The sequence below is a fragment of the bacterium genome (assembly GCA_041648665.1).
Taxonomy (GTDB): Bacteria; UBA10199; UBA10199; order 2-02-FULL-44-16; family JAAZCA01; genus JAFGMW01.
In genome coordinates, this window is the sequence record JBAZOP010000001.1 from 154,537 (window position 1) to 180,706 (window position 26,170).

The following is a 26,170-nucleotide window of genomic DNA, read 5'->3' on the forward strand; positions in this document are numbered from 1 at the left end:
ACTCGTGTTAGTAGCGCCTCATTGCAATCCCGGCCATCAAAGCGCCGGAAGAGAAGACCATAGGCTCCCAGTGCGGCACGGCCCTGATAGGCCTGTGTTCCACCGCAACCACTCGTCTGTGCGCCAGCGCCGCGTCCGCAAAAGAGAACCAGGAGTTATCGCCCGTACGGGGATTTGCTCCCGAGACGTTGTCGAAGTGAGGCTCCCTGGCAAGCCCTTTCCTGCCTTCGCTGATCCTGTTTCTGAACTCGCCTCTGACATCCCTGAGACTGTGCGGTATGTGCCCCTTCGACGCCTCATGAGCCTTGTCGAAGAAATCGGATCGCATCCACCTCATGAGCTCATGGACCGGGAGGCTCTCCTTCCCCAACCTCTTGTGGGCCGTCGTCATAGCTTCACCGCCGGCGCAGTACAGTTGCATAGCGCCGCACCAGTCTTTGTCCATCGCAAGGCGACGCGCCCCGACCGCCAGCGTGATCGCCGCCCTGTAGGGGTGGCCCTTTTTTATCGTCGCGTTGGCTCCCTCCAGGGCTGTCATATATATGTCGGCGCCCGACGGAATCTTTGAAGCCGCGGTCGCAATCGCGGTCTCCAGCTCGATCCCCGCAAGGATGCCCAGGTAAGCGAATGTTACCGCATTTCCCAAGTCCAGCCTCTCCTTCGGTTGATATTCCCCGCCCAACCTGTCGGCGATCTGCCCAGCCATCTCCTCAGCGGCAAGGGGCGCGCCGTCGAGATCGAGCTCCGCCCTCCTTCGTTCTATCAACCCCTTCATCGAAGGCGCGTACCGGTTGAGCAACTCCTCCGCAGGGGCGCCGCCGCGCCGAAGACGCGCGATCATGTGCTGCATATGGTAGAAGGAGAGCCTGGATTCGAGCGGGATCTGTTTGCCGAGCATGAGCACCATCCTGCCCATCTCCGCCAGATTCTGCAGCTGCGCATCATCGATGAATAGAGGATCGTCGGCCGCCATCGCATCGGAAAAGACCCTGCCGAATATCCGCTCGATCGCCTCGGGCTTGTATCTGCCGTCGGCGTCCTTGAACGCAGGATCTGAGAGGATATCGTCGACCCAGTACGGTTTTTCCTCTCCGTTCAGCTCACGGCGCAGCGAATCCACCGTTCCATCCAGGCCGACCTCGATAAGCCTCTCCACTCCTCCCGGGATCGACTCCGCCTCCTTCATCGCATTCTCATAGAACTCTAGTTTCCTCAAGTCGATGCGTCTATTGAACTCCGGGTCGCCGTTCTTGTAGTTGTCGAGCAGCATGCCGGCGTTTATCTCCATCGTCACCGCGTCCTCGATCATCCCGCTGTTCCGCTGGAGGGTGGCGATCATCGTCATCACCGCGGCATCCTTCTCCGGGTCCCCGCCGAACCAGCGAAGCGCCTTCTCCGAGTCCTCGAGCATATGAGCGACCACTGCCGGATAATAGGATGCGCAGTCCGAAAAGATCTCATAGACCACGTCCTCCTCGAAACCGGCCTTGAGCGACATCATCATGAAGTCCACGAGCCCGGAGAAATTCACGTCCGGCGCGCCTCTTCCAACCGGCTTCTCGAACCGGGGCGCGTCTTCGCCGAGCAGAAAAGCGGCCGATTGAACCATGATCCTCATCCGGAAGAACTCGGGGATCAGGGCCGCCTCGAAGCGCCGCGCATCCTCAAAACCTCGAAGCGACGAATAAATCCAGGCGTAGGAAAACCTCTCGGGGTCAAGAGAGACCCCCGAGGCTATCGCATAGACTTCGTCGCGCCCTTTGGGCAGCGCCGACCCCTCTGCATAGCGAATGAGGAGTCCCGGCTCGACCCCCGTATCCTCCGCCATGGCGCCGACGTTGCCGCCGAACCTCATCTCCAGGATCTCGGAGATGATTTTCGCGAATTCGTCGGGCTGCATGCGCATGTCCAACAGATCGCGAAGATCCGGCAGGTGCGGCTGGAACAATGACGATTCTCGGAACATGGAAGCGATACCCACGGGCGACACGGATCTGATCTGCTTCCGCACATCCTGGAGGTAATCCATTCCGGGCTCGCCGAGGATGAAGGGGTCCCATGCGCCGTCCTCAAAGACCGGCTCCTGAGACTGCCCTACGGGCGAACCGTCCGAGTCCAGGATCCCTACCTCGACTGCAGGGCCTTCGCGCCCTTCAACGCGCAATGGGATCTCGTCAAAAACCTGGGCGGGGTTGTGCACGCGATAGATGTCGTACATAGGGCCTCCAAGTCTCGGTCGTAAGTCCGGTCGGGTATTTCGGCCGGGCCGCAAAAATGTTGTCTGAAAAATTCGTTCAGTCGTTGATGCCTTTAAAGACCACCCTGGGCGCGTCAAACCAGAGTTTCTCCAGCTGGTAGTGCTCCCTGTCGGCTTGATAGAAGATGTGGGTGACCACGTCGCCGTAGTCGATGAGCGCCCAGTGGCCGGAGCGGATCCCCTCCTCGCCGATCGGCTTGCGGCCAGCGTCCCGGAGCTCCCCCTCGATGGCCTCAGCGATCGCCTGGACCTGACGGTCCGACTTCCCGCTGCAGACCACAAAAAAATCGGTGAAGCTCGTGAGTTTCCTGAGGTCCAGGACCGCGATGTCCACCGCTTTGTGATCGCTTGCGATCTTCGCGATCCTGCGCGCCAGAGTGCGCGTGATCATCTATTCCTCCTTTGACGCCCTCTTTCTCAACTCATCGCTCACCGCGAGCAAAAGTTCGCGGAGCCCCTCATGGGTCGGCGCGGAGATCGCAACGACCCTGGATGCGCCCAGCCGACGCACGTCTCTCTCGGCCGCGGCCATCTTCTCGCGCGCCTCGGGGATATCCATCTTGGTGAGCACCACTATCTCCGGCCTGTCGAGGAGGGCCTTGTCATACGAGCCCAGCTCATCCCTGATCGTCGAGTAGCTCTCAGCCGCATCCTCATGCGAAGGGTCTATCGGGTCTATGAGGTGGAGGATGATCCTGGTCCTCTCGATGTGCTTCAAGAACTGTATGCCCATGCCCGCGCCGTCGTGCGCGCCCTCGATGAGACCGGGTATGTCCGCGATCACGAAACTCGCCCCGTCCTTCGCCTTGGCCATACCAAGGCACGGAGTCTTCGTGGTGAAGGGGTACGCCGCGATCTTGGGACGCGCGTTGGAGACCGCGGATATCAGCGTGGACTTGCCCGCGTTCGGGAGCCCGACGAGCCCCACATCCGCGAGGAGTTTGAGCTCGAGCCTCAGCTTGCGTTTCACACCCTCTTTTCCGGGCGTGCACTCCCTCGGCGCCTGGTGGGTGGAGGTGGTGAAGTGCATATTGCCGAGCCCTCCCTTGCCGCCCGCCGCAGCTATCCACTCGACGCCCGGTTTGTCCAGGTCGGCCAGAAAATCGCCCGTGTCCGCATCGTAGACCTCGGTGCCGGCAGGAAGGCGGACGAGACAGGATTCCCCCGCAGCGCCGTACATCTGTTTTCCTTTTCCGTGCCCTCCGCGGCGGGCCTTGAAATGCCTCTTGTACCTCACGTCCATGAGCGTGGTGAGGCCGCCGTCCGCGCGAAACACGACGCTGCCGCCGTCGCCGCCGTCGCCGCCGTCGGGCCCGCCCCTCGGGACGTACTTTTCCCTCCGGAAGCTGGCGCATCCGTCGCCGCCGTCCCCCGCGGTGACCTCTATGATTGCCTCATCGATAAATTTCATAAGATCGAAAAAAAACCCTCCGCATGGCAGAGGGTCTTTATCAAGAGAAAGGCCCGCAGCAACTACCTGGCTGCAGGGACGACGTTCGCGAACTTTCTGTCGTCGCGGCCGTTGGTGAAGTTGAGGATGCCGTCCGCCGTAGCGAAAAGCGTGTAGTCCTTGCCGATGCCCACGTTCTTGCCGGGATGGATCCTGGTGCCGCACTGCCTGATGATGATGTTGCCGGACTTGACGAACTCGCCGCCGAAACGCTTCACCCCGCGCCGCTGCGCATTGCTGTCGCGCCCGTTCTTCGCCGATCCGGCTGATTTTTTGTGTGCCATGACAGACTCCGGCTATGCGTTTATCTTCGTGACCTTGAGCTCAGTGTACTGCTGGCGATGGCCTAACTTCTTCTCGTAGCCCTTGCGCCGCTTCTTCTTGTAGACGAGGATCTTGCGATCCTTGGCCTGGCGCACGACCTCCGCCTCGACCGTGGCGCCGTCGAGCGTGGGCTTCCCTATCTTCGGCTGGCCGTTGCCGCCGATGAAGAGGACCTGGTCGAGAATGATCGCGGCACCGGCATCGCCCGCGAGTTTCTCCACCTTGAAGCTCTCGCCCTCGGTTATCTTGTATTGCTTGCCGCCTGTTTTGATGACTGCGTACACGGGAAACTCCCTTATTAATCAATCGATTCGCCCAAGAAAGCGGGACTGTCTAGCCCGGAATCCCCTTTCAAGTCAAGGTTTTTTAATGAAAGTGAGCAACATCCTCGCCCTTATGCCGAGAATAAGGATAGGAGACACATTGAAAACCCTGATATTTCTAGCCTGTATATGCCTCATCCTGTGCTGCCGCGCTGCGTGGGCAAAGGAAAAGGCCCCTGAGGAGCCAAAGCCTGTCCTGGTGACCAGCGTGGAGCAGATCGTGCGGGGCACGACCTTTCAGGATCAGCATGTGAAGAACATCAGCTTCACGATCAAACCTACCAGCGCAAAACTTTCGATATCATTTTAATCCCAACGGAAGGCGGACGTTCACGTCCCGGTGCGGAGCATCATTCCAGCCGACATCATGGGCATGGAAGCGGTCGCGGGTATCATAGGCCTGAAGGGATTTGTGAACGCTGGATTGACCTCAGCCAGGCCCGAGTCCCTGTACATCTGCGCGCCGGTGGCCAGTGGAGCTGGAACCGGGCGCTCCTCGTGCCTGTCGAGGAAGTGTACTCGATCGCGTTCGATGCCGATCCCGCGGGCATGTTCCACTATGTCCTCGTCGAACTCAGCGAGCCCTGCAAAGCCGCCCGCGGTGTAGGCCCTCTCCACCAGCAGATGCTCCCTGCCCTCTTCGTCGCGCGTCACCTCCAGCATACGCCTGGCCATTATCTCGCCGTCCATTATGTGGTTCGCCAGCTTGAACTGGCCCCAGAGGAGCTTGTTGAGCGGCTGGCCGCTGCCATTCGTCGACTCTGCGTAGAGACTCGAGAGCCGCTGGCAGGTCTCGGTGGGGATCATGCCGTGAAACGCGAGCCGATCGACCCTCCCGGAGATCTCGGTCGCCTCCGAGCGTTTGGCCAACCTCACACCTTTCATGAGACCTGTGCGTAGGTTCTTGAGGTCTATGCGCGAATTGGCGAAGAGATCGCCGTACGCCTCGCGGACTGCCTGATACTTGAGCTCCAGCGTCTCGTGCAGTCTGCCGATCTCCTCGACATCCGCCTCCCCGTGCCTGAGTTTCCCTGTCAGCACACGCAGCCTGTCCGGGAGTTCCTTGAATTCGCCATCCTTACCCGGCGTGGAGTTCACGTGTACTGCGAGCTGCTCCGCGGCCTGCTTCATCACGAGGGCCCTCGCCTCGCCGGCGTCGATTGCCCCGCTTCTTAACTCGCGGACGTTCTTCCACTCCCTGCTCCACAGGTCCACAAATTCAGCCGAGAACCCCAGCCGCTCGACCATCCGGTCGTACCTTTTCTGGTATCGAAGTTCGCCGTCCACTATTGGACTTGTCGCAAGCTCCCCCAACAGGTTTTTCAGAATTCTCCTCCCGTCGCCATTCATGAACGACGCTGACTGGGCAAAGAGGGACAGAAGACCCTTGCTTGACAGGAAGTTACGAACGGCCTGAACATGGCGCCACAGCTTCAGGGAATCTCCGCTCTTCCGCGCCTCGTCCATGAAGAGCAGCTCCAAAGCTCCTTTGCCCCCGATCACTGCGTACAAGAAATCTATGAGCGTCTTCTCTACACCCGCCCTCAAAAGCGCGCGCGGATCGCCGGCAACGTCTCGGCGGAAACGATAGAATCCATTGCAGAGACGCGCAGGCAGCGAATCCAGCGCAGCCATGGCACGCAGCGTGCTCAATGTGTTGCGCACGGACTTCCATTTGCCCGGGTCGGTCGCCTCGAACACCCTGTTCAGCACCATCATCTTGTCCGGAGTCAATTCGCGAAATGAGTCCAGGACGGTCATAATAGATTCGCGAAATCCGATGAAACCCGGTTGATTCGCAAAGCCGCGCAGGTTGCGCACAGCCTTTTCCGAGAACCCCATGATCCCATACTGGGCGATCCATGCGCCGGACTCAAAAGCGGCCTTGAAGAAACCGATGGAGGAGAGGTGATGAAAGGTTTCTTTGAAGACCTGGCCGAAGGCTTCCCTCAAAAAAGGTTCCGCCGGATACCTCGACAAGAAGCTATTGGCCTGAGAGGCGATGGGACCGTCTGCCCTGAATTTTCTGGCCAGCAATCCATATACTTCCGCCGCGGATTGAACCACCCTTAGCGTCCTTACATTCCGGCTTCCTACGCCAACCAGGATCTCAATAACTGTTTCCGCGCCCTTATAGACCTCGGGTGAGCTGTCTGCGAATTTAGGAACGAGATGCGCATACGCACTCAGCGCATTCGCCAACACCTCTTCTCCCTCAGTCCACCTCATAATTTCGCGCAAGGCCGCTGCTTCGGCATAGACTTCGGCTGAGCCCTCTTTGAAATTGCGTACAAGATCTCCATAGCCAGCGACAATCAAGCGCTCATCGAAGATGTTATTCAACTGCCCGGAATGTAATATCGATGCGCGCAAGCGCTCTGCACCCGCACGGAGTTCAGGCAGATTGTCTTTGAGATTCGGCAACAGATCCCTGTAGTCAGAGGTCGCCAGGAAACGAATTTTGTTATCAGCGCTCTTCATGAGTTCGCGCAGCCGCGCGGCATGTATCGCACTGGCCGGCCCTGGAGGCGGACTGATCTCCTGCGCGAGAAGCGAATACCCGTCGATCGGTGCCTCATCGGTCGCAGGCGCATCGCGGTCGCGCGACTCGATCGCACCCTGATCCGGATGCACGACCGGCTGCACTCCCACCTTTTTCACATCATCGGACATCCCCACCCCTCGAGCGCCCGAACGGGCGCCGGAAATGGAATACAGAAATATTATCGGCAGGATTCAGAGAAAGTTTCGGGGTATATCGAAGATATCTTTGAGGCTATATGTCTAATGATATCAGTTGCTTATAAGGTGACAGGGTCAAATCATCGCATCAAGCCCCATAGCATCTTGCTGATGGCCTCAAGGCGCGATTTGAGGGCGCATGACTCAACAGGGCTTATGAGCCTGAACGCGCGCATGAGATCAATGCAGGCTCCGACTTCGGCCGTGCTGGCGCGAGCAATCTTGAAGAAGCGGCGGCGTTCGGGCTGGGAGAACTTGGCGTTGCCCTCGGCGATATTCAGGGTGATTGACGACACCGCGCGCCTGAGCTGATCGGCGAGATAGCCATAGCCTCGCGGCCACTTGGCAACCTCTTTGCTGAAGTCCTCTGCCACTTCAACCGACTGCGTGTAGCAATTCAGCTTTTCGTGAAACATTTTTACCTCCCTTGAGTTGGTTTTTTGCGTTGCCCTCCACCCTTTTGAGAGGGCAACGAAAAAACCAACTTTCCAAGGAGGACTTATGAATCACGAAAAGCTGGATTGCTTCAGGCAGTTGATGAGCTTGGCAGAGGACCTTGCAAAGAGGGTCGCCAAGTGGCCGCGAGGAAACGGGTTCCTGGCTGATCAGCTCAATCGGGCGATGACATCGGCCGTCTTAAACCTCGCCGAGGGCAACGGCAAACGTGCATACAACCGCGAACGCCGTCGATTCTTTCAAATCGCGCTGGGCTCGCTTGCCGAAACCAGCGCAGCGCTCGATCTGGCACGCGCCTTCGGGCTCATGCCCGCAGCCCAGCAGGCCGCCCTCAAATCGCGCCTCAAGCTAGCCTACGTCAAGATCGGAGCTCTACCATGAGCCCTGATCTCTCAGCTCAGATATCTCAATCTCTTCTCTCAATCTGGATCTGTAATCTGGGTTCGCAGTATTACTGCGATGATGAGGCGATGATACGGCGATGGGAATGCGATGATACTGCGATAATGAAGCGATTAATTACTTCTCCATCACATCGAATTGCTCCGCATGATACTCCGCCACGCTCTTGATGTGGATGCGGCGGCCGAAACGCTCCTCCAACTGCTCGAGTTGCGCGCGCTCCTCGTCGTAGAGAACGTCGGCAACGGAAGGATGGCAGCAGACCATGATCTGTTTTGATTTCATCTCCGGCGCCTCGCGCGCGAGTTCGCGGAAGATGTCGTAGCAGACGGTGGTCGGGCTCTTCAAGCACCCCTTGCCCTCACAGTAAGGGCAGGTGTTGGTGAGTTGGCGGCGCAAATCCTCGCGCGTGCGCTTGCGCGTCATCTCCACGAGGCCCAAGTCGGATATCTTGCTGATCGTGGTGCGCGCGCGGTCCCCCTTGAGCGCCTCCTTCAGCGTGTTGTAGACCTTCTGGCGGTCCACCATGCGCTCCATGTCGATGAAGTCGATGATGATGATCCCGCCGATGCCGCGGAGCCTCAGCTGATACACGATCTCGCGCACGGCCTCGAGGTTGGTCTTGAGTATGGTGTCGTCCACGTTGCGGCGGCCCACGAAGCGGCCGGTGTTGACGTCGATGGCGGTGAGCGCCTCGGTCTGCTCGATTATGATGTATCCGCCGCTCTTGAGCCAGACCTTGTGGCCGAGCGCGCGCGTGATCTCGATCTCGATGCCGAAGGCGTCGAATATCGGCTCATGCCCCTCGTAGAGTTCGACCGCGTTCTTCCCTTTGGGCATGAAGCTGGTCACGAAATCGCAGATGCTCTTATAGGCCTCGGGCGAATCGACGACCACTCGGTCGATGTCGGGCGTGAACAGGTCGCGCACAACCCGGGAGATCACGTCCAGCTCCGCGTGCACGAGCGACGGCGCCCTTACCTTCGAGGCCTTCTCCTCGATCTCCTCCCAGGAGTTGGTGAGATATCCGATGTCGTCCGCGAACTCGCGGTCAGCCACCCCTGAAGAGACGGTGCGCACGATGAAGCCGCCGGTGCCCTTGCGCAGCTTATGGATCATGGACCGGAGGCGCACGCGCTCCTCGTGGTCGCCGATCCGGCGCGAGACTCCTATGTGGTTGATCGTGGGCATGAAGACCAGGAAGCGTCCGGGAAGCGAGACGTGGGAGGTGACACGCGCGCCCTTGGTGCCGAGCGGCTCCTTCTCGACCTGGACCAGGATCTCCTGGCCGTCCTTGATGAGGTCCTCTATCTGCCTGTGGCGGCCGCGCGCAGCCTTTGCGGGCAGCTCCACGTCCTCGAGCGAAGAGGGCAGCTGCGCGCCGTCCTCGTCGTATCCGGCCAGGTCCTTGACCACGTCGGAGGCGTGCAGGAAGGCGGTGCGATCCAGGCCGATATCCACGAACGCGGCCTGCATGCCGGGCATCACGCGCGCGACCTTGCCCTTGTAGATGTTGCCGACGATCCCCTCCTCGCGCTTGCGCTCGATGGTGAGCTCGGTGACCACGCCGTTCTCGAGGCGCGCCACTCGCGTCTCGCCGAGGGTCACGTTTATGATGAGTTCATTGGGCATCTTTAGATTCCTGTTGTTTCCACTCGACAGCCGTCTTTCTCACCGCAATCCGCCGCGCATCATCCTCCGATATCGCAAAGAGGCCCTGGAGGATCTCGGATATTTTGAGCGCCGGCCTGCGGTCGGAGACGTGGATGCCTAGCACGGATCTGTCGGACATCGCAAGCTCGTCCACGTATTCGGATAGATCGACCTCGATCGACTTATCCTTGCGCACCCTGGAGAAGGGAAAGGGTTTATGCGACGCGATCGCCTCCACGGCCCTCTCCCAGCCGGCCGGAAGCCCCGCAAAATCGATCTCGTAGCGCATGCGCGCCACGGAATCGTCGATGGCCGGATGATCCCGCGGCATCAAGGCCGCATCGAGCACGACCATGCCGAGGGGCAATCTCCCCTGCATCAGATTCACGACCGCAAGCGGATCGATCTCTTCAAAGAGCTCCACGTCGGCGAACTCGACTGCGCTCTCCACGCCGACAGGGATCGCTGGCCCTGCCGCAATGCGAACCCTGGGGTGAAAGCCCTGCGAGTAGGCCAGGGGGAGGCCGGAGGCGCGAAAGCCGCGCCGGAGTGCATCGAGCGCCTCGAGGTGCCCCAGAAACGCCGCGCGGCCGGTCTTGGAAAAACGAATGCGGTAGCGGAAAACCGTGGCTGGTGATTGGCCTTCCTGCCGGTCAGGCAGTTGACTGGTGACCGGCGTGTCAGAATGACATGCCGGGGCAAGCCGATTTACAAGGCCAATCTTCGGATCACATATGCCGCATGCAGAACATTTCCCAACTGCGCAGTCCTCAGTGGGAGCAAGGTCTTTCGCGCGTTGCCGCTCCCTCCACAGGAAATCGAGCGAAGGGCCCGCGCCCAGGCAGTCCCACGGAAACACGAAACCGTCCGGCCGCGCCGCGAGATACGTCTCCGGGTCTATGCCGCATTCTGCGAACGCCTCGCGCCAGATGGAGATGTCAAAACACTCGTCCCACCCGTCGAAGCGGGCGCCTTTTTTGTACGCGAGCTCGATCACTCCTGCCAGCTCCGATCCCCCGCGGGAGAACACTCCCTCCAGAAAACTCATGTTCGCATTGTGCCATCTGTATTCGAGGCCGGGCCCGCGGAGCGTCCTCTTCAGTCTGTTCTGGAGTTGCAGCGTCTCCTCTATCGATATCTGCCCCTCCCACTGAAACGGCGTGTGCGCCTTAGGCACGAACGTGGAGGTCGAGACGGTGACCGTGGGCCTCTTGTGCAACCTCCTGCCGATCGCGAGGCAGCGCCTGGCGATCTTCTCGATGCCCGCGACCTCGGCCTCGCCCTCGCCCGGGAGCCCCAGCATGAAGTAGAGCTTCACAGTGGAAAATCCGCCTGCGAAGACCTTCTCCACCGAGGCGAACAGGTCGTCGTCCGTGTTGCCCTTGTTGATGAACGCGCGCATCCGCTCGGTCGCCGCCTCGGGCGCCAGTGTGAAGCTCCCGGAGCGCGCCTCGCCCATGGCCGCGATCACGGGGGCGGTGAGTGACTCGACCCTCAGGCTCGGCAGCGTCGCGTTCACCCTGAGAGTGGAGGATCGCTGCACAGATTCGAGAGCCGGACCCAGCGCGAGCCAGTCGCCGACCGAGAGCGCGAGGAAGGAGAACTCCTCCTTGCCTGTGGAGGATATCGAGTCGCACGCGACGGAGGCGGCAAGAGCGGCGGAGCGCTGCCTCAGCGGCCTGTAGACGTAGCCTGCCTGGCAGAACCTGCAGCCGCGCGTGCAGCCGCGCGCGACCTCCACGGCCGCCCTCTCCTGCGTGGCGGCGAATGCCGCGATCGGATGCGCGGGAAACGGGCTCGTCTCGATGTCGTTGATCCTCGCCATGCCGACGCGCGCGCCCTCGCGATGGATCGAAGGGACATAGACCCCGGGCAGCTCCGAAAGCCTCTGCAAGAGATCCTTTCTCGCAACACCCTTCCGCTTCGCATCGCGGACGATGAATCCCATCTCGACCGATCGCTCCTCGCCGTCCCCGATAACGATCGCGTCGAAGAAAGGGGCCACCGGCATGGGATTGAAGGCGCAGGGCCCGCCCGCGATCACGATTGGATCTCCCTCTGATCTCTGTTCCGATCTGAGCGGTATTCGCGCCAAGTCGAGAATAGCGAGGACATTCGAATAAGTGAGCTCGTACCCAAGGCTCACCCCCACTATGTCGAACTCGTGGATGGGCCTTCGGCTTTCGAGCGAAAAGAGCGGGGCGTCCAGCTCCTTGAGCCCCCTTTCCATGTCGAGCCAGGGGGAAAAGGCGCGCTCGGCCAGCAACCCCTCCTGCACGTTCATCGCATGATAGAGGATGGCAAGCCCCAGGTGGCTCATGCCTATTTCGTAAGTATCCGGAAATACTAGGCAAATTCTGACTTCAGCATCCTCCCATCCCTTTGCGCACGAGCCCACCTCGCCTCCGACGTACCGGAAGGGCTTGGCCACAGATACAAGCAGATTGCGTATTTCCGAGCGCACGAGCGGGCTTCTAGCAGAAAGGACTCTGAAATGGCAACCTGCATTCAGGGGAAAACGCACGCCAGAGGCCGATTCGGCTTGATGACCACGCTCAAAAAAAGTTAGCAACTGCAGCCCGCTGCCTCCGATAACAATGGCCCCGGGGCAAATGCCCCTCACAGGGAACTGCTCAAAGGACTGCCGAATGGTAAAGATCAACGAGAGAGATGTCGGTATCAGTTCAAATCCGCCCCATTCTCAGGGCGACATTGGAACTCCGGTCAAGACAGGCCGCGACAGCCGCCCGCCGCAAGACAGCTATGCCCCCGCGCCGCACAAGCCGAGGATCATAGGCTCCGGCCGTCTGCGCGGAAACGAAAGCATATTCGCGGCAGGAACGAAGAGCGATTACGGTCTGGAGGCGGTGTTCTATCTTGCCCGCCAATTAGGCGCCGACGATCCGCTCAACATGAGGGAAAGCGAGTCGAGGCAGATCATGACGACGGCCCTCAAGATCCTCCGCCAGGAAGCGCAGAAACACATGGAGGGATGGACCCCCGGCGACAAACTCATCGAAGAGGCACTGAAGCGCGGCTTCCGCGATTACCACGATCATTCTCCTTTCTCGGGGGAACTTTTTTTCCTCTTCGATCAATTCAGGGACATGGTGAATGACGAGGCCGAAGAGCTCGGCGTCATGGGCAAGAAAAAACCCAAGAAGACCGAAACCAGGGAACGGCAGGCAAGCCCGCAGATGACCGCAAGACGCCTGCTCAGGGCGATAGAGCTGGCCAAGGAGGCGCAGGAGCTGGCGTCGGAGATCCCATCAAAGAGGGCGTACGATCTCGGCGTCGCAGCCTTCTCTGCAACAAAGGAACTGGGCAGCCTGGGCGCGGACGAGGAGTCCGTGGCAAAAGGGCTGAAGGGAAGGACAAAACTCGACGGCGCGCTCTCGGCTGCGCGGCGCATCGAAGAGGCGCACGAAGAGATATTCCAGATTTACCTGAAGTCGGTGCTCGACGGCAAAGATGATCGCGCCGGTTCGATCATCTCCGAGCGATCCGCAGAGATAGAACAATGGTTCAGCGACAACCAGGGGCTCATCAGGGCCGGACGCGCACAGGTCGAACAGGCGCTCGCGACCTACGTCTCATTCTGGCTCGCGGAACAGCGCGGAGAGTCGTTCGTGCGCTTCGGCTTTTCGAGCCGCGCGCTGAGAGCGGCGATTGCAGAGTTGCGCTCCTCCGCCAAAAACACAGAGGAGGCGAAGGAGACTGAGACGGCGCTCAAACGCCTCGTCTACGAGCTCGCCTGGAGCTCGCCCAGGGAGACGGGCGATTCAAGCGGCGCCCGGCAGACGGACTACGAATGGTTCAAGGGGTCGATGGGCAAGGCGATCCGCGAGTCGGCGCAGCGCTTCCGCGACTCAATCATAGACGGGACAGCCGAGGGCGCCCCTGCCTCCGACGAAGAGCGCAGGACCGCAGCCGACGCTTTCTACGGCCTCTTCGTGCAATACGCGATGTACGCAGCCGCGGCGCACCCGGGCAGGGAGCTCAGGGAGACGCTGACCGAGGAGGGGCTGGAGACTCAGATCACGAGGTCCATCTACCAGAACCCGGGGCTCGCCTCAGCGTTCGGGATGGGCGCGATCGAGATGCTGAGAAGCTTCTTCGCCAAAGACGTAAGCCCGAGACCTGTGCCGGAGATCGGGGAGCTGGTCCCCGCGACATTCGCGGCCGCAGCGAAGCCCGCGCAGGTGAGCAGCGCAGCGCCATTCGTCGAATATCGGGACAACGATTCGATGCGCGAGCTCATCCACCGAATGCCCTTCCCGATCACAAAGGAGCTGGCGACCAGGTTCGCCAACGCCACCGGCTACCCGATCGAGAGGTTCATGGCGTGGGGATCCAGGAGAGCGCACTCCGGCGAGATGAGCGATGCGATGTGGACATTTCTCATCAACGCATCCTCGGACGAATCGAGGCTCAAGGACCTCCTGCGCTCCTATCCGCCAAACCGCGAGGAGACAGACAATTGGAAGGATAAGATCTCAGCCCTGGTCACGTTCGAGGAGCTGGCCGCATTCGCGGCCAACAACAAACCCGCATACTCACACAAGTCGGATTGGGAGAAATATGCGGCCGACTGCGAACAGAGGGGCGCTATCGAGGAGATAACAGTCGAGCCCAGGACCAGGGTGGCGCTCAGGGCGGTGATCCCCGCGCTCGCCTTTTTCAAGGACGAAGCCGCGAAATACGGAATGGCGGTGGACGTATGGGACTATCTCGCAGCCATCTACCCTGCCGCAAGGAGGATGAGAGGGTCCGCGCAGAACGGCGAGATAACCATAAAGGTCCCGTCTTTCATGGCTAGGACCGCGTTCCACAACTGGAGTCTGGAGAGCTGGGCGCGCAGGATCAGCACCGAAAAGCTGGAGACCAACGTGCTCAAATCCACGCTCCAGAGGCACAGGGGCGGGCAGGTTGAGCAGGCCGAGCGCTGGAACATGCGCAAGTACATCGAACCCATGGCCGGCGGGGATCCGGAGCAGATGAGGATGCTCACCGACTTCGGCGAGTTCCTCCGCTTCGTGCGGGTGCTCGACAGCGCAGGCCAGCTGATGGACCAGACCGGCGGCAGGCTGAGTTACGCGCCGGAACCTACGCAGAGCAGGTTCACCGCGCGCATAGAGGAGGACCTCTCCACCTACAGGACGACGGACGAGCCCTACTTCCCGGACGACGAAAAGCTCTTCACCGAGGTGAAGAAGGAGCACTACAGGGCGGCGCTCGACGTCGTGGAAGAGTTCATACAGAACCTCTCCCTCCTTCCGCGCAACACCACCATATTGAGGAGCGACGGGATCGAGGTCATGGTCGAGGACCTGAAGAGGGAGCTCAACTTCTACACGAAGAGGGAGAGCTACTATCGCTGGATACTTAGGGACAACTCCTCGTCGGCCTACAGGTCCGGAGAAGACAGGACCGAGATCCGAAGATTTTTCGGCGAGTTGAAGAGATGGTCTCGCAGCGTCGTCTACAACGCGAAAATCCAGGGCACCATCTTCACCGGACACGGGCCGACCCGCTTCGTCGCAGCCAGCAGGCTGGAGGGCCACAGGGCAAGCTACGAAAGGAGCTCTCTGCCGGTGCTCTTCTTCGACGATCTGCTCGCCGCCAAAAAGACATACGGCTGGGACAAACAACGCATCGAGGAATTGATCGTCATGCGCATCCTCGCGCATACGGCCGCATCATGGGGAGACATCTCCAAAGAGGAGATCGGAAATCGCCTCGCAATCGAGAGGGCGACGCAGGATGTATGGCCCGGCGACATCGCTTCCCTGCCGAGGGCGATAGCCGACTACCTCCTCCTCGAAAGGCAGCCGCTGGGATACAAATTCGACGGGGCGGAGGCCGGGCTCAGGATCTTGAGGAGGGCCGGAGGCGAGCAGAGCATCCGCAGGCCGATCATCGCTGGGGCCTCCCCCTCCGCCTCCTGGAAGGACCAATGGAGTCAACAGGCGCTCGAGAGGGGGCTGTGCGCCAAGGCTTCGGAGATGGCCGCAGAAGCAATGTCCGGATACCTCGCAAAAGCGAGAAACCTCCACGAGTATTCGGGCGAAGCGCTCGAGGCCGAGGTGCGGAGCCGGCTCGCCGATTCCGGCTGGACGATGCCGGGCATGAGCTCCGAGGAGACCGCCGGCTATCTCATGATCCACATCGGTCTGTTCCTGCCTTCCATCGGCGTAGCCAGCGAGATCGACAGGACAGACGGGGTAAACGGCGAAGACAGGCCGGAGATGGCCGCAGCCAGGGGCGTAGTGCATGAGTACATGGCGCCGTTCCCGCAGGTTGTGAGCCGGGGTCTCAAGGTCAGGACCAAGGTGCCGATCCTGGAGGAACGCCTGATGCAGCTGGCTAGCATCCGGTGCGCGGAGAGAGGGGAGTTGAAGCTGTCGCCTCAGAGGGTATTCATCGCAGCTAAGGCGATCATCGAGGAGTACAATTCGCACACAGCCGAGCCTTCTCCGCTCGCCGCAATCAGCGACGCGAAGATCGAAAGTTCGGGGCTCGCCTCGCAGAGACTCGCCTCCCTCGCGAGCCGGCGCACGACAAAAACCGAGGTCAATCTAACGGCCGTGAGGCACGCATACTTCCGCCTGTACGACGATTTCATGAAGGGCCGGGCGATCGACGAACCGAGGATGATCGAAGCGCTCTCCGCATCGGCGCACGGAGCTGCGCCGACCGAGGATGAAGTCTCCCTCCTGTCGGACTTCCTGATACACCAGCAATCCACTATGATGGCGTGGCGCTCCCTGGTGAGGAACCCTCGGATCGGGCTGATGGCCTGGCTCAGGAGGAACTACTCCTTCGAGGACGCGCGGATCGACGTGGCCACATTCGAGGCGTTCGCGCTCAGATTCGCGGATTCGAGAATATCCACCTCCGCAGGCGCGAACCCTGCGGAGATCTCATCCGAGCTCGCCGCGCGGGCGCTGGCCTCGGACAACACCGCGAAAAACCGGATGGCCGCTTTCATAAGATCGGCCTTCTCATCATGGATGGACGAGACCGCAGCACACATCGGGGAAGATCTGCGCCTGGTGGAAATGGAGATCGAGAAGATAGCCAAGACCACGGCGGAGGTCCCGCAATCAGGCAGATCGCTGCTGGAGAAGGCGACGGCAAGTCTGGGCATGCCCGACACGGAATCCGCCTTGGTGAACGAGGACAGGCTCTCTCTCCTGGATGAAGTCAGGGGAACCGCCGCCCGCAAAGAGACGCTGGCCAAGGTCTCGCAACGCCACAGGGCCTCGGCCGAAGAGAGGATAGAGGCGGAACGAAAGGCCAGGCACGAGAAGGAGCTGGCCGTTGCCGAGGAGTCGCTCGCCCATGCGACCGGCGCCGCGGCCGGCCTTGCCTGGCGCACTGCGGAGGTGATGTCGCGTTGGCGCTCCACGCCGCCCCTCGAGGATCAGAGCTACGAAGAACTCAATGCAATGGCGGACCGGATAGAAAAGGAAGTGTCGAGACTGAGACCGATAGACGACGCATTCCTTCCCCTGGAGACGGCGATCAGGTCGGCAAGCGCGGTAATCGGAGGTTACGGCGCGGAGGAAGAGCACTCTGCAGCCGCGTTGTCGCTCCTCGAGACCGGCCGCGATCTGCTCGGCAGATCGACCTCTCTGCTGGCCGAGACGTTCGAAGGGGCTATAACGATCATGGACGGCATGGAAAGGGCGAGTAAGCTGGCCGAGGCAAGAAAAGCGAAGATCGAATCCGAACGGAATCTGGCCGAAGCGCTTTCGCAAGTTCAAGGAATCAACATCAAGATCGATTCATTGCTTACAGCGGCCGAAGGACTCGCCGAGCAGGCCGCCAAAGCGGAGGACGCGGCGAAGACGACCGCATCCCGTCTGCAGGACGGAAGCGCCTCCGTCTTCTTCGAAGCAGCCCGTGAGTTTCCGGGCTTCAGGACATCATTAGAAAAGATGACCGCTGCGGCCAGCGAGATCGAGAAGGCGATCGTGGACGTGCTCGGCGGCGCCAAGGCCAATCCGCCGCGGATAATCGAAGCTCTCGACGCGCTTGAAGAGGCTGCCCTCTCGTATGACGGAGTCGACGATCCCGCGATTGAGGCGGCCACAAACTCGCTCTCCGAGTCGGCGGAGCAGGCGCTGCGTTCGCTGGAGTCCATACGGCCGCTCGCCGCGCGCATGGAGAAGACGGGCGCAAGCCTCGAAGCGAAGCTCATCGAAGCTGAATCGCGGCTGACCGCGGCAATGCATGCGGTCATGCCCGAGCCGATGGAGCCCGAGAAACAGCCGGAGGACGCCCCCTCCTACACATTCAAGAACAACGAGGCGCTCAAGTCGGACCCGTTCAGGAAGCAGGGAACGCTGATCAGGGAGCTGGCCCACAGCGGCATGGTTCTCTCATGGGGCAATGCTTCATACCTCCTCCATAAGAGGGACGCGGGCAACGTCGGAGGGTGGCTGCACGGAGCGCGCCGCACCTCCCTCGCGGTTCCCGACGCATTCGGCAACGAGATCAAGCTGGAGCGCGGCGCCATAGGCGCCAGGCTCTTCAAGACGAGCGATCTCGCGGACGATCATCCGTTCGCCGTGATGACGGACAATCTGAAGAAGGCGGTCTCGGCTCAGACCAACGAGTCGCTGCTCATCTCCCTGTTCACGAAGCCCAGCGCCCGCGCCCTCCTCTCGGATCTTTTGGCCGCGCTCTCTCGCAAGAGATGCGCAGACGCCGAATCAGCGCTCAACGCCGTCCGCACCTGGGCCGTCTCCAGAAGGCAGACGATATATGACGCGCTGGAGGAGAGGCGGGCGGAGAAGTTCTTTGCCAGGGCGCACAACGGCGTGAGGGACTCCTCGTACACAGAGGCCATCCACGCGGGGATCGTCACGGCGTACAAAAACGTATTGAACCATCCGGAGCTCGGCGAGCTCTCGATCAGGGGAGGAAGGAAGGACGACATATTCAACGTAGACGTCGCCAAAGTCCGCGCGCGGCTCGCGCACAGAGAGAAAGCGGCCGAAGATCTGGCGGCCGGGCGCCTCACGGTGGACCACTTCAACCCGGAGCTGGGTGGGTGGCAGGCCATAGATCTCAGGGCGAGGAACGTGTTATCCATCGACCAGCTGGACCTGGACGACGGCTCGATAGGAGACGAACCCTGGAGCCTCAAGCTCCACCAGATCATGCTGGCCATCTACAGCAAAAATGAGCTCATGGACCTCGGCTGGCTCTTCAACATAGCGATGAAGAAGATGCCGGAGCTTTACCGTTTTCTGGTCGACCTCGTGATGCCGCTCGCCCGAGTCAAACCCGGGAGGCCGGCGCCAATGACTCTCGCGGAGCTGCAGAGGGACGCGGTCGGGGCGTACCTTTCCATCAGGGACGGCCTCTTCGCGATGCCGGAGGTCGACAGGGTGAAGGAACCCCTGCTGATAGAGTGGATAAACGCCCCTCTCGCAGCCAGGGACGCGGGCGACAAAGATGCAGAGACGCTCATGGAAGACGCCATGGATGTCGGATACGACGTCGAAACGACCATCCGCGCCGTGGAGAAACATCTCAAGAGCAACATCGCGGTACGCCACACGCTTGCGAAGGCGTTCATGATAAGCGTTTGGAACAAGCTCCACTCAGGTCCGGGATACAAAAACGTCTTGGAGCTCACAGACCGCTACATGAGCGCAGTGGCCGAAGGCTCGACAGAGAAGGCGAAGAAGGCGGGCAATGGGATACGCAGCGCCTATGACGAGCTGAGGCCGCGAATACTCCGTTCGAAAAAACTGCTGCAGATCGCGACCGGCATGCACGCGCCCGAAGTCGCCGCGCCGTTCGCCACCCCGGACGCGGAGCTCGCCTCCACGCACATGGAGACCGGCAAGGTCGGCTCCGGACAGACGTGGGCCCTGACAAAGCACATGGACAAGGATCCCGTGGGGCACAAACCGCACGTTGCGGAGATGATAGTATCGCTCCGCAGGCTCGTGCAGCTCTTCCCCGAGTTCGCCGGCGCCGCGACTCTTTTCCTATCAGCGCACGACGCGATAAATCCGAAGGCAGCCCATGCTCTGGCGGGGGTCGTCCGTGATTACGAATCCTCGCAAGAGTTCAAGAAGGACGCCGCCGTAGAGAAATTCCGCGAGAGATTCCGCGCGATCTACGCGGATTCGGCTCCGGAGATACGATCCTCCATCGCGGGCAAGAGCGTGGGGAAGATCAGCCTCGCCGCATGGCTCACCGGAGAGGAGTCGCCGTGGGAGCAAAGCCCGGGCTGGGACTCCTACTCCGAAGATGAGATGAGTTGTTTCATGCAGGAAATGGAGGCGCTCGGCATACCTCCATCAAAGTGGAGGGGCCGCAAGGGCGGCAACGGAAACGGCGCGCCCCCGATCGTCGGCGGCGGTTCACCTACGGGCGCTCCGCCCAACTCAGGCGTAAGCGGCGCAGCATCGACTTCCAGCGCGATGTCGATCGGGAATTCTCCCGTGAGGATGCAGGGGCTGACGATCGGGGTCCCAAATCCGATCGTCCTGCCCGGCAGGACGATCACAAACCCGATGGCACAGCCCATGATGATCTCTGCCTTGACATTTCACGGGCTTCACTGAGAAAAGGGAGCTATGCCGTCATTCGATATCGTCAGCAAGGTGGAGATAGCGGAGCTCGAGAACGCGGTAAACAACTCGCTGCGCGAGGTGGCGACGCGCTACGATTTCCGCAACTCGAAGACCACGATCAACCTCGACAAGAAGACGAAGGAGATCCACCTCGTCACCGCCGACAGCATGAAGATGAGGGCCATGGAGGATATGCTCCGGGGCAACTGCGTCAAGAGACACGTGGATCCCAGATGCCTCGACTTCCAGAAAGAGGAGCCGACGTCGCAGGGACTCGTGAAGATGGACGTGAAGATCAAGGAAGGGGTCTCTCAGGATATCGCGCGGGGCATCGTAAAGACCATCAAGGACTTGAAGCTCAAGGTCCAAGCGTCGATCCAGGACGACCAGGTCCGCGTGACCGGCAAGAAGATCGACGAGCTCCAGGAAGTCATCCAGACGCTTAAGTCCCAGAAACTCGAAATCCCGCTCCAGTACGTGAACATGAAATCATAACATTTGATCGGAGGACTAGATCACCCTGCCAACCAGATCGTATACGTGTGAATCCGTGATCTCCACCTCCGCGAACTCGCCGATCTTGGGATTCCCTTCATTAATATAGACGACTCCGTCGATGTCGGGCGCCTGGCCCTCGTGGCGCGCCTGGATCAGATGCTCGCTCTCCTCAGATATCCCCTCGACCAGCACGCGAAGCCTCTTGCCGACGAGCGAGTCGTTCTTCTCGCGCGCTATCACCTGTTGCAACTTCATTATCTCCTCTCGCCGCCCTTCCGCGACCTTTTTCGACACCCTGCCCTTGAGTTTCGCGGCAGCCGTGCCTTCTTCCGGCGAATACACAAAGACGCCGAGATGCTCGAACCGAGCCTCGCGCACGAATTCGAGAAGCTTCTCAAAATCTTTATCCGTCTCGCCGGGGAATCCCACTATGAGGCTCGTGCGCAGCCACATGTCCGGGATCTTTTTCCTGAGGATTTCGATCAGCCCCTCGATCTCCGCCGACCCGCCCTTTCGCCTCATGGATTTGAGCACCCTGTCGCTTATGTGCTGTATAGGTATGTCCAGGTAGCGGCAGACGTCGCGATGTTCCCTCATGACGTCGATGAGGCGCATGGGAAAATCGTGCGGGTACGCGTACATGAGGCGTATCCATTTCTCCCCAGGCAGATCGCAGAGCTTTTCCACGAGCATCGCAATATCGAAATCCTTCCCTTTGCCGTACGCGGTCGTGTCCTGCGCTATCAGGTTGAGCTCTCGCACGCCGCGCAAGAGCATCCCCCTCGCCTCCTCGACGACGGAGTCCGGGTCGCGCGAGCGGAATCCTCCGCGGATGTTCGGGATGATGCAGAACGAGCACGGATGAAAACAGCCCTCCGCGATCTTTATGTACGCGGTGTGCGTAGGGGTCGCCTGTTCGCGCGGGGTTTCGTGGTCGTAGATATACGTGGGCCTACCCACATGGACCGCTCTTGCGCCCTCCACCCTATCCCTTATCAGCCCTGCAATGCGCTGGAACTCGCCCGCACCCACGAAGATATCCACCTCGGGGAAGAGCTTCTCCATCTCCTTCTCGTATCGCTGCGGCAGACAACCGGCGACGACGAGCAGCTCCGCGCTGCCCGACGCCTTGTGCTTCGCCATCTCGAGGATGGCGTCGATCGCCTCCTTCTTCGCGTCCTCGATGAATGCGCAGGTGTTGACGATTATGACCTGGGCTTTGGATGGGTCCTCTGTGAGCGCAAACCCATCGCGCACGAGCATGCCCAGCATCACCTCGGAGTCCACGAGGTTCTTGGGGCAGCCCAGCGACACCAGATGGATTGATTTCATATCGCGCGTCACGGAATGAAGACCAGATTGAACGGTCCGGTACCGCCGCTCGTCGTCGCGTTGCCCGCGTTCGTGAGAACGCCGGCATCGTCATAGGTCTTGACCTGGATGTCGTTGCTCCCCCTGTTCGCGATGAAGAGAGTGTTGTGCTCGACGTCCACGTCCATTGCCATGGGCGCCGTACCGTTCGAGCCGCTCTCGCCCCCCGCGACCTGGGTCAGCACTCCTGCGGAAGAATAGGTGAACGAGTGCACTGTGTTGCTGCCCGAGTTGGCTACGAAGAGAAATCCCCGCGACGTGTCCAGGACGATGTCATAGGGCGCCGTGCCGTTGGACGCAAACGGCGAGCCGGCAACCTTGGTGAGCACACCCGTTGCATCGTAGGTGAATGCCGCCATATCGGTGGAGCCGGAGTTCGCGACGTACAGAAGCCTGCGGCCATGATCGAGCGCGATGCCTGCGGGGTTGGTGCCGTCGACCACCTTCGGAGATCCGGCGGCCTCCGTCATGGTCCCCAGTGCATCGTAGGAGAATATCGATACGTCGCTGCTTCCGCTGTTGCTCACGAACACGAGCCTCGTCCCCGGATCACAGGCGATATCCAGGACCCCCGTGCCCGACGACGCCTGCGTCCCCAGCAGCGTCGGCACGCCGGTCGCCGCGTCGTAAGAAAATATCGATATGGTGCCCGACGTATTGTTGGCCGTGAACGCGAGCTTGAGCGAGGTATCCAGGGCCGCTGCAACCGGGCCGACCGCGCTCACAGCAAAAGGCGCGCCCTCAACCGGAGTGAGCGTGCCGTCGGCCCACGATACGGAAAAGACCATCATCGTGGCGCTGTTGCCGTTGGTCACGAAGAGAAGGCCGGCGGAGACGTCGAGAGCCGCTCCCCGCGGCGCCGTGCCCTGCGGAGAGAACGGCGAGCCGGTGAAGGCGGTCAACGCGTGTTCCTCGCTGTCCGCTGAAAAGAGGCCCACGTCGTTGGATGTCCAGTTCACCGCGGCGAGCATGCTCACATAGTTGAATCCGCCGATGCGGGTGACGGTCTCACCCGCTGTGTTCGTGACCGTCACGTCCACCTGCTCCGTCGTTCCTCCGGAAGAGGGCGACTCCGCCACGATCTCCGTGGCGGTCGCGGAGACGATTTCGCCCTGCCTGTCGCCAAAAAGAACGGTCGATCCGCTGTCGAATCCTCGGCCGGTTATCGTGACCTCCTCACCCCCCCGCGTGGAGCCCTGGGAGGGAGTGATGGAATTGATGACTATGTTCTCATGGACCACGCCGCATGCGGCCGCTGTCACGAGCAGCATGAGCAGGCATGAAAGAAAGGGCAGCCTTATCTTCATCCATAACCTCCGATACAGTCTAATAACACCAGGAGGCGCTGAATCCAACACCGAAACCTTTGAAATCAGGGCAACATTCGACACGCCATTTTATTTATATAATTGATACAACTTATACATTACAGAGCATTTTCAACAGGTTGAGTTAAGCACTATACAAAGCGACGTATAATATGTTAGGGTCCCGCCACTTTAAACATCAAGGAGGCCCTCACATGGCCGCAAAAAATAATCTGGTCCGTTCAATTAAATTTTTAATCATATCATCTATAGCAGCGATCGCGCTGGTCGCCTGCGGCGGAGGCGAACTGCCGGACGAGGCCGCAAATGACCTCAACCCAGACATATCTAATCTCCTCCCGATCGCAATCATAGTCGCGACACCCCAGAATGCGGCGTTCGATGAGACCGTGACCCTCGACGGAAGCCTCTCCAACGACCCGGACGGCGACGCGATCGCATCATATACATGGAGTCAAGCCGGCGGGGAGCCGATCGAGATGTCGGCTCTCGATCAAATCATCACATCATTCGTCGCGCCGGGCACGCCGACGACCATCACCATCCAGCTCGTGGTCACGGACGCCGCAGGCAACGCGAGCGAGCCTGCGACCGCGAGCATCACCGTCACGGAGGACGGGGAGGTCCCGCCCGCGGGCGATGACGACGTGCCGCTGACAGCGGTCTTCGTCTCCAAGAGCCTGGGCATTGACACGAACAGCGGCACTTACCGCAGGCCTGTCGCGACGATCAGCCGCGGCATAGAGATCGCCGGCGCCAACGCCCTCTCCGACATATTCGTGATGGAGGGCGCATACGAGGAGTCGGCGCTCCTCAAATCCGGACTGAATATCAGGGGATGCGCCGCATCCTGGGACGAAAACGGCAACATCACCTACGCCGCATCCAACGCAGGCACGACGATCAAGGCGCCGGCAGGCAGCGAACAGGCGATCCTGGCCGAGGGCATCCACGACACCTCCATCGAGTGTTTCTCCATCGTCGGCGGCTCGACCGAAGGCCAATCCTTCGGCATGCTCGTTAAGGACAGCCAGCAGATCGCAGTCAGAAACACCTCCTTCGTCACGCCCGGCAGCCTGGTGCCCGGAACCCTCTGCAGCGATCTCGAGATCAAGGGGAGCGACGGGGTCTCGATAGCCTCCAGCGCATTCAGGAACAGCGGGCTCTGCAACGACTACATCGCCGTCTCGGCGGACTCTAGCCAAGACGTGGAGATGGATGCGGACGCGGGCAGCATCGACGTGACGCTCTACCCGGGAAGCGAATCCTCTCTCAAGGCGTTCCAAGCAATCACGTGCGACCAGGTCATCTTCAGGGGGGTGATGATCGCCGACAGCGCAGACCTTCCTGCAACCGCGGTATTCACAGGTATTGCGCTCAACGACGTGACCAACGCGACGATCGAGGACAACAATATCGATATCAAAGGCGGATCGATTGCGACCGGCGCGTCTCTGCGCTGCACTGATCCCGCGGTTCCCGCGGACGTCCACTACACCGTCTCCGACAACTCCTTTTCCATGGAGGATGTTACAGGCGGCGCCACAGGCATCAGGGTCAATTGCAACGTGCCGTACGGCGATTTCGACATAGACCGCAACCGCTTCAGGCTCGTGCCCAAGGGAAACACAGAGATGAACATATTGGGCGTCGAGATCGAAGCCCAGATGAGACCGCTGAACATATCCATAATCAACAACATCTTCGTCATGCCTATATCATCATCGGGCATCGACAAGGCCGACAAGACCGGCATTACGCTCTCCAACCTCGACACGGAATCCACGATTTCGGCGCTCCACAACACATTCATAACCATAGGTAGTGACGGTGAGTTGCACGCAATTAACTCCAACTGCGGGGACGTCCAATTCAGCACGCTGGGCAACATCGCATTCGTCTGCGGCAACAACTCGAATAACGCCCTCTTCCGCCTTCCGGAGGCCTGTCAAACAAGTTACTGCGCAAGAAACGTCGTGGCCAATCTCGTCAATAACGACTGCTTCGGCACATCGCTTTGGATGACCTATTATTATGATACAGACGGGACAGAGGACCTAGATGTCATCAACGAGGGCGTGTCGCTGGAAGTGGACCGCAGGGACAACCAGATCGCTGGTCTGCTTATACCCTACTTTGATTTGGCGGCCGGCGAGCTCACAGCAACATATCAGGCCTTTGCCAAGGATCTGGGACCGCTGCCCACAAGCGTGACTGTGGATGTTGACGGAAATGCGCGCGACGGGCTGCCGGACATAGGCGCAACCGAATACTGATAGATAACCTCAATAGAGGGAGGAAAATAAAATGTCTGACTTCAAAATCGACTTCAAAGATCCGCTCACTTGGTTGCTCTTACCGCTGCTTCCGTTGACCTTGGGCGGCTGCTCCGACCAAAAGGATCTGCCCGATCTCCCTGTTCTCGGAGGCACGGATACAGATACTGACACTGATACGGACACCGACATCGACACAGATACCGATACCGACACGGATACGGATGTCGATACAGATACAGACACCGATACCGATATCCCGGATGCCGGCCCGGACAGCGGTCCTGACACGGACACTGACACAGATACTGATACCGACACGGATACGGATACGGATACTGACACAGATACCGACACGGACATCGACACAGACACAGACACAGACACAGACACAGACACGGACACGGACACGGACACGGACATGGACGCCGGCCCGGACGGCGGGATCGACGCAGGGGTCGACGGCGGTATAGACACCGACACAGAGAC

At 60.2% G+C, this 26,170-nt stretch carries 17 protein-coding genes; 6 read left to right on the forward strand and 11 right to left on the reverse strand.

Going from position 1 to position 26,170, the window contains the following annotated elements; translation table 11 throughout:
• Positions 1-7: 7 nt before the first annotated feature.
• The 5 genes from WC683_00770 to rplU form a co-directional block, all read right to left on the reverse strand.
• Positions 8-2,218, reverse strand: a complete 2,211-nt coding sequence (locus WC683_00770) for a hypothetical protein (protein MFA4971112.1) — start codon at positions 2,216-2,218, stop codon at positions 8-10.
• Positions 2,219-2,294: 76 nt separating this feature from the next.
• A complete protein-coding gene (gene rsfS, locus WC683_00775; GenBank protein ID MFA4971113.1) occupies positions 2,295-2,648 on the reverse strand; it encodes a ribosome silencing factor in 354 nt (117 codons plus the stop codon).
• The gene (gene obgE, locus WC683_00780; GenBank protein MFA4971114.1) at positions 2,649-3,668 is read right to left on the reverse strand and encodes a GTPase ObgE; all 1,020 of its coding nucleotides are present in this window, start codon (positions 3,666-3,668) and stop codon (positions 2,649-2,651) included. It abuts the gene before it with no gap.
• Between the two features lie 62 nt (positions 3,669-3,730).
• Positions 3,731-3,991 carry a 50S ribosomal protein L27 gene (rpmA, locus tag WC683_00785; protein ID MFA4971115.1) on the reverse strand — a complete coding sequence of 87 codons (261 nt, stop codon included), beginning with the start codon at positions 3,989-3,991 and terminating at the stop codon, positions 3,731-3,733.
• 12 nt (positions 3,992-4,003) lie between these two features.
• A complete protein-coding gene (gene rplU / locus WC683_00790) occupies positions 4,004-4,315 on the reverse strand; it encodes a 50S ribosomal protein L21 (GenBank protein ID MFA4971116.1) in 312 nt (103 codons plus the stop codon).
• Positions 4,316-4,454: 139 nt separating this feature from the next.
• Here rplU and WC683_00795 point away from each other — a divergent pair, with 139 nt between their 5' ends.
• Entirely contained in the window at positions 4,455-4,664 is a 210-nt protein-coding gene (locus WC683_00795) for a hypothetical protein (GenBank protein MFA4971117.1), read from the forward strand.
• A 20-nt stretch (positions 4,665-4,684) separates the two neighbouring features.
• Here the strand turns inward: WC683_00795 and WC683_00800 are convergent, their stop codons facing one another.
• Together WC683_00800 and WC683_00805 are read right to left on the reverse strand one after the other, a co-directional pair.
• Positions 4,685-7,027 carry a hypothetical protein gene (locus tag WC683_00800; protein MFA4971118.1) on the reverse strand — a complete coding sequence of 781 codons (2,343 nt, stop codon included), beginning with the start codon at positions 7,025-7,027 and terminating at the stop codon, positions 4,685-4,687.
• Positions 7,028-7,176: 149 nt separating this feature from the next.
• Positions 7,177-7,512, reverse strand: a complete 336-nt coding sequence (locus WC683_00805; GenBank protein MFA4971119.1) for a four helix bundle protein — start codon at positions 7,510-7,512, stop codon at positions 7,177-7,179.
• 85 nt (positions 7,513-7,597) lie between these two features.
• Here WC683_00805 and WC683_00810 point away from each other — a divergent pair, with 85 nt between their 5' ends.
• Complete coding sequence (locus WC683_00810) at positions 7,598-7,933, forward strand: four helix bundle protein (protein MFA4971120.1); 336 nt, start codon at positions 7,598-7,600, stop codon at positions 7,931-7,933.
• A 138-nt stretch (positions 7,934-8,071) separates the two neighbouring features.
• Here the strand turns inward: WC683_00810 and WC683_00815 are convergent, their stop codons facing one another.
• Together WC683_00815 and WC683_00820 are read right to left on the reverse strand one after the other, a co-directional pair.
• The gene (locus tag WC683_00815) at positions 8,072-9,586 is read right to left on the reverse strand and encodes an Rne/Rng family ribonuclease (GenBank protein MFA4971121.1); all 1,515 of its coding nucleotides are present in this window, start codon (positions 9,584-9,586) and stop codon (positions 8,072-8,074) included.
• The gene (locus WC683_00820) at positions 9,576-12,230 is read right to left on the reverse strand and encodes a TIGR03960 family B12-binding radical SAM protein (protein MFA4971122.1); all 2,655 of its coding nucleotides are present in this window, start codon (positions 12,228-12,230) and stop codon (positions 9,576-9,578) included. Before WC683_00820 ends, WC683_00815 begins: the two co-directional genes overlap by 11 nt.
• A gap of 25 nt (positions 12,231-12,255) precedes the next feature.
• Between WC683_00820 and WC683_00825 the strand changes: the two genes are divergently transcribed.
• Positions 12,256-20,199 (forward strand): hypothetical protein, encoded by a 7,944-nt coding sequence (locus WC683_00825; protein ID MFA4971123.1) that lies wholly within the window; start codon positions 12,256-12,258, stop codon positions 20,197-20,199.
• A gap of 12 nt (positions 20,200-20,211) precedes the next feature.
• Positions 20,212-20,703: a YajQ family cyclic di-GMP-binding protein gene (locus WC683_00830; GenBank protein MFA4971124.1), complete on the forward strand. Its 492-nt coding sequence runs from the start codon at positions 20,212-20,214 to the stop codon at positions 20,701-20,703.
• Between the two features lie 15 nt (positions 20,704-20,718).
• Here the strand turns inward: WC683_00830 and rimO are convergent, their stop codons facing one another.
• Together rimO and WC683_00840 are read right to left on the reverse strand one after the other, a co-directional pair.
• The gene (gene rimO, locus WC683_00835) at positions 20,719-22,038 is read right to left on the reverse strand and encodes a 30S ribosomal protein S12 methylthiotransferase RimO (protein MFA4971125.1); all 1,320 of its coding nucleotides are present in this window, start codon (positions 22,036-22,038) and stop codon (positions 20,719-20,721) included.
• Positions 22,039-22,046: 8 nt separating this feature from the next.
• Positions 22,047-23,384 (reverse strand): beta-propeller fold lactonase family protein, encoded by a 1,338-nt coding sequence (locus WC683_00840; protein MFA4971126.1) that lies wholly within the window; start codon positions 23,382-23,384, stop codon positions 22,047-22,049.
• Positions 23,385-23,599: 215 nt separating this feature from the next.
• Between WC683_00840 and WC683_00845 the strand changes: the two genes are divergently transcribed.
• Positions 23,600-25,681, forward strand: a complete 2,082-nt coding sequence (locus WC683_00845; GenBank protein ID MFA4971127.1) for a hypothetical protein — start codon at positions 23,600-23,602, stop codon at positions 25,679-25,681.
• Between the two features lie 31 nt (positions 25,682-25,712).
• Positions 25,713-26,170 (forward strand): hypothetical protein (locus tag WC683_00850; protein MFA4971128.1); only part of this gene is annotated, 458 nt, incomplete at its 3' end.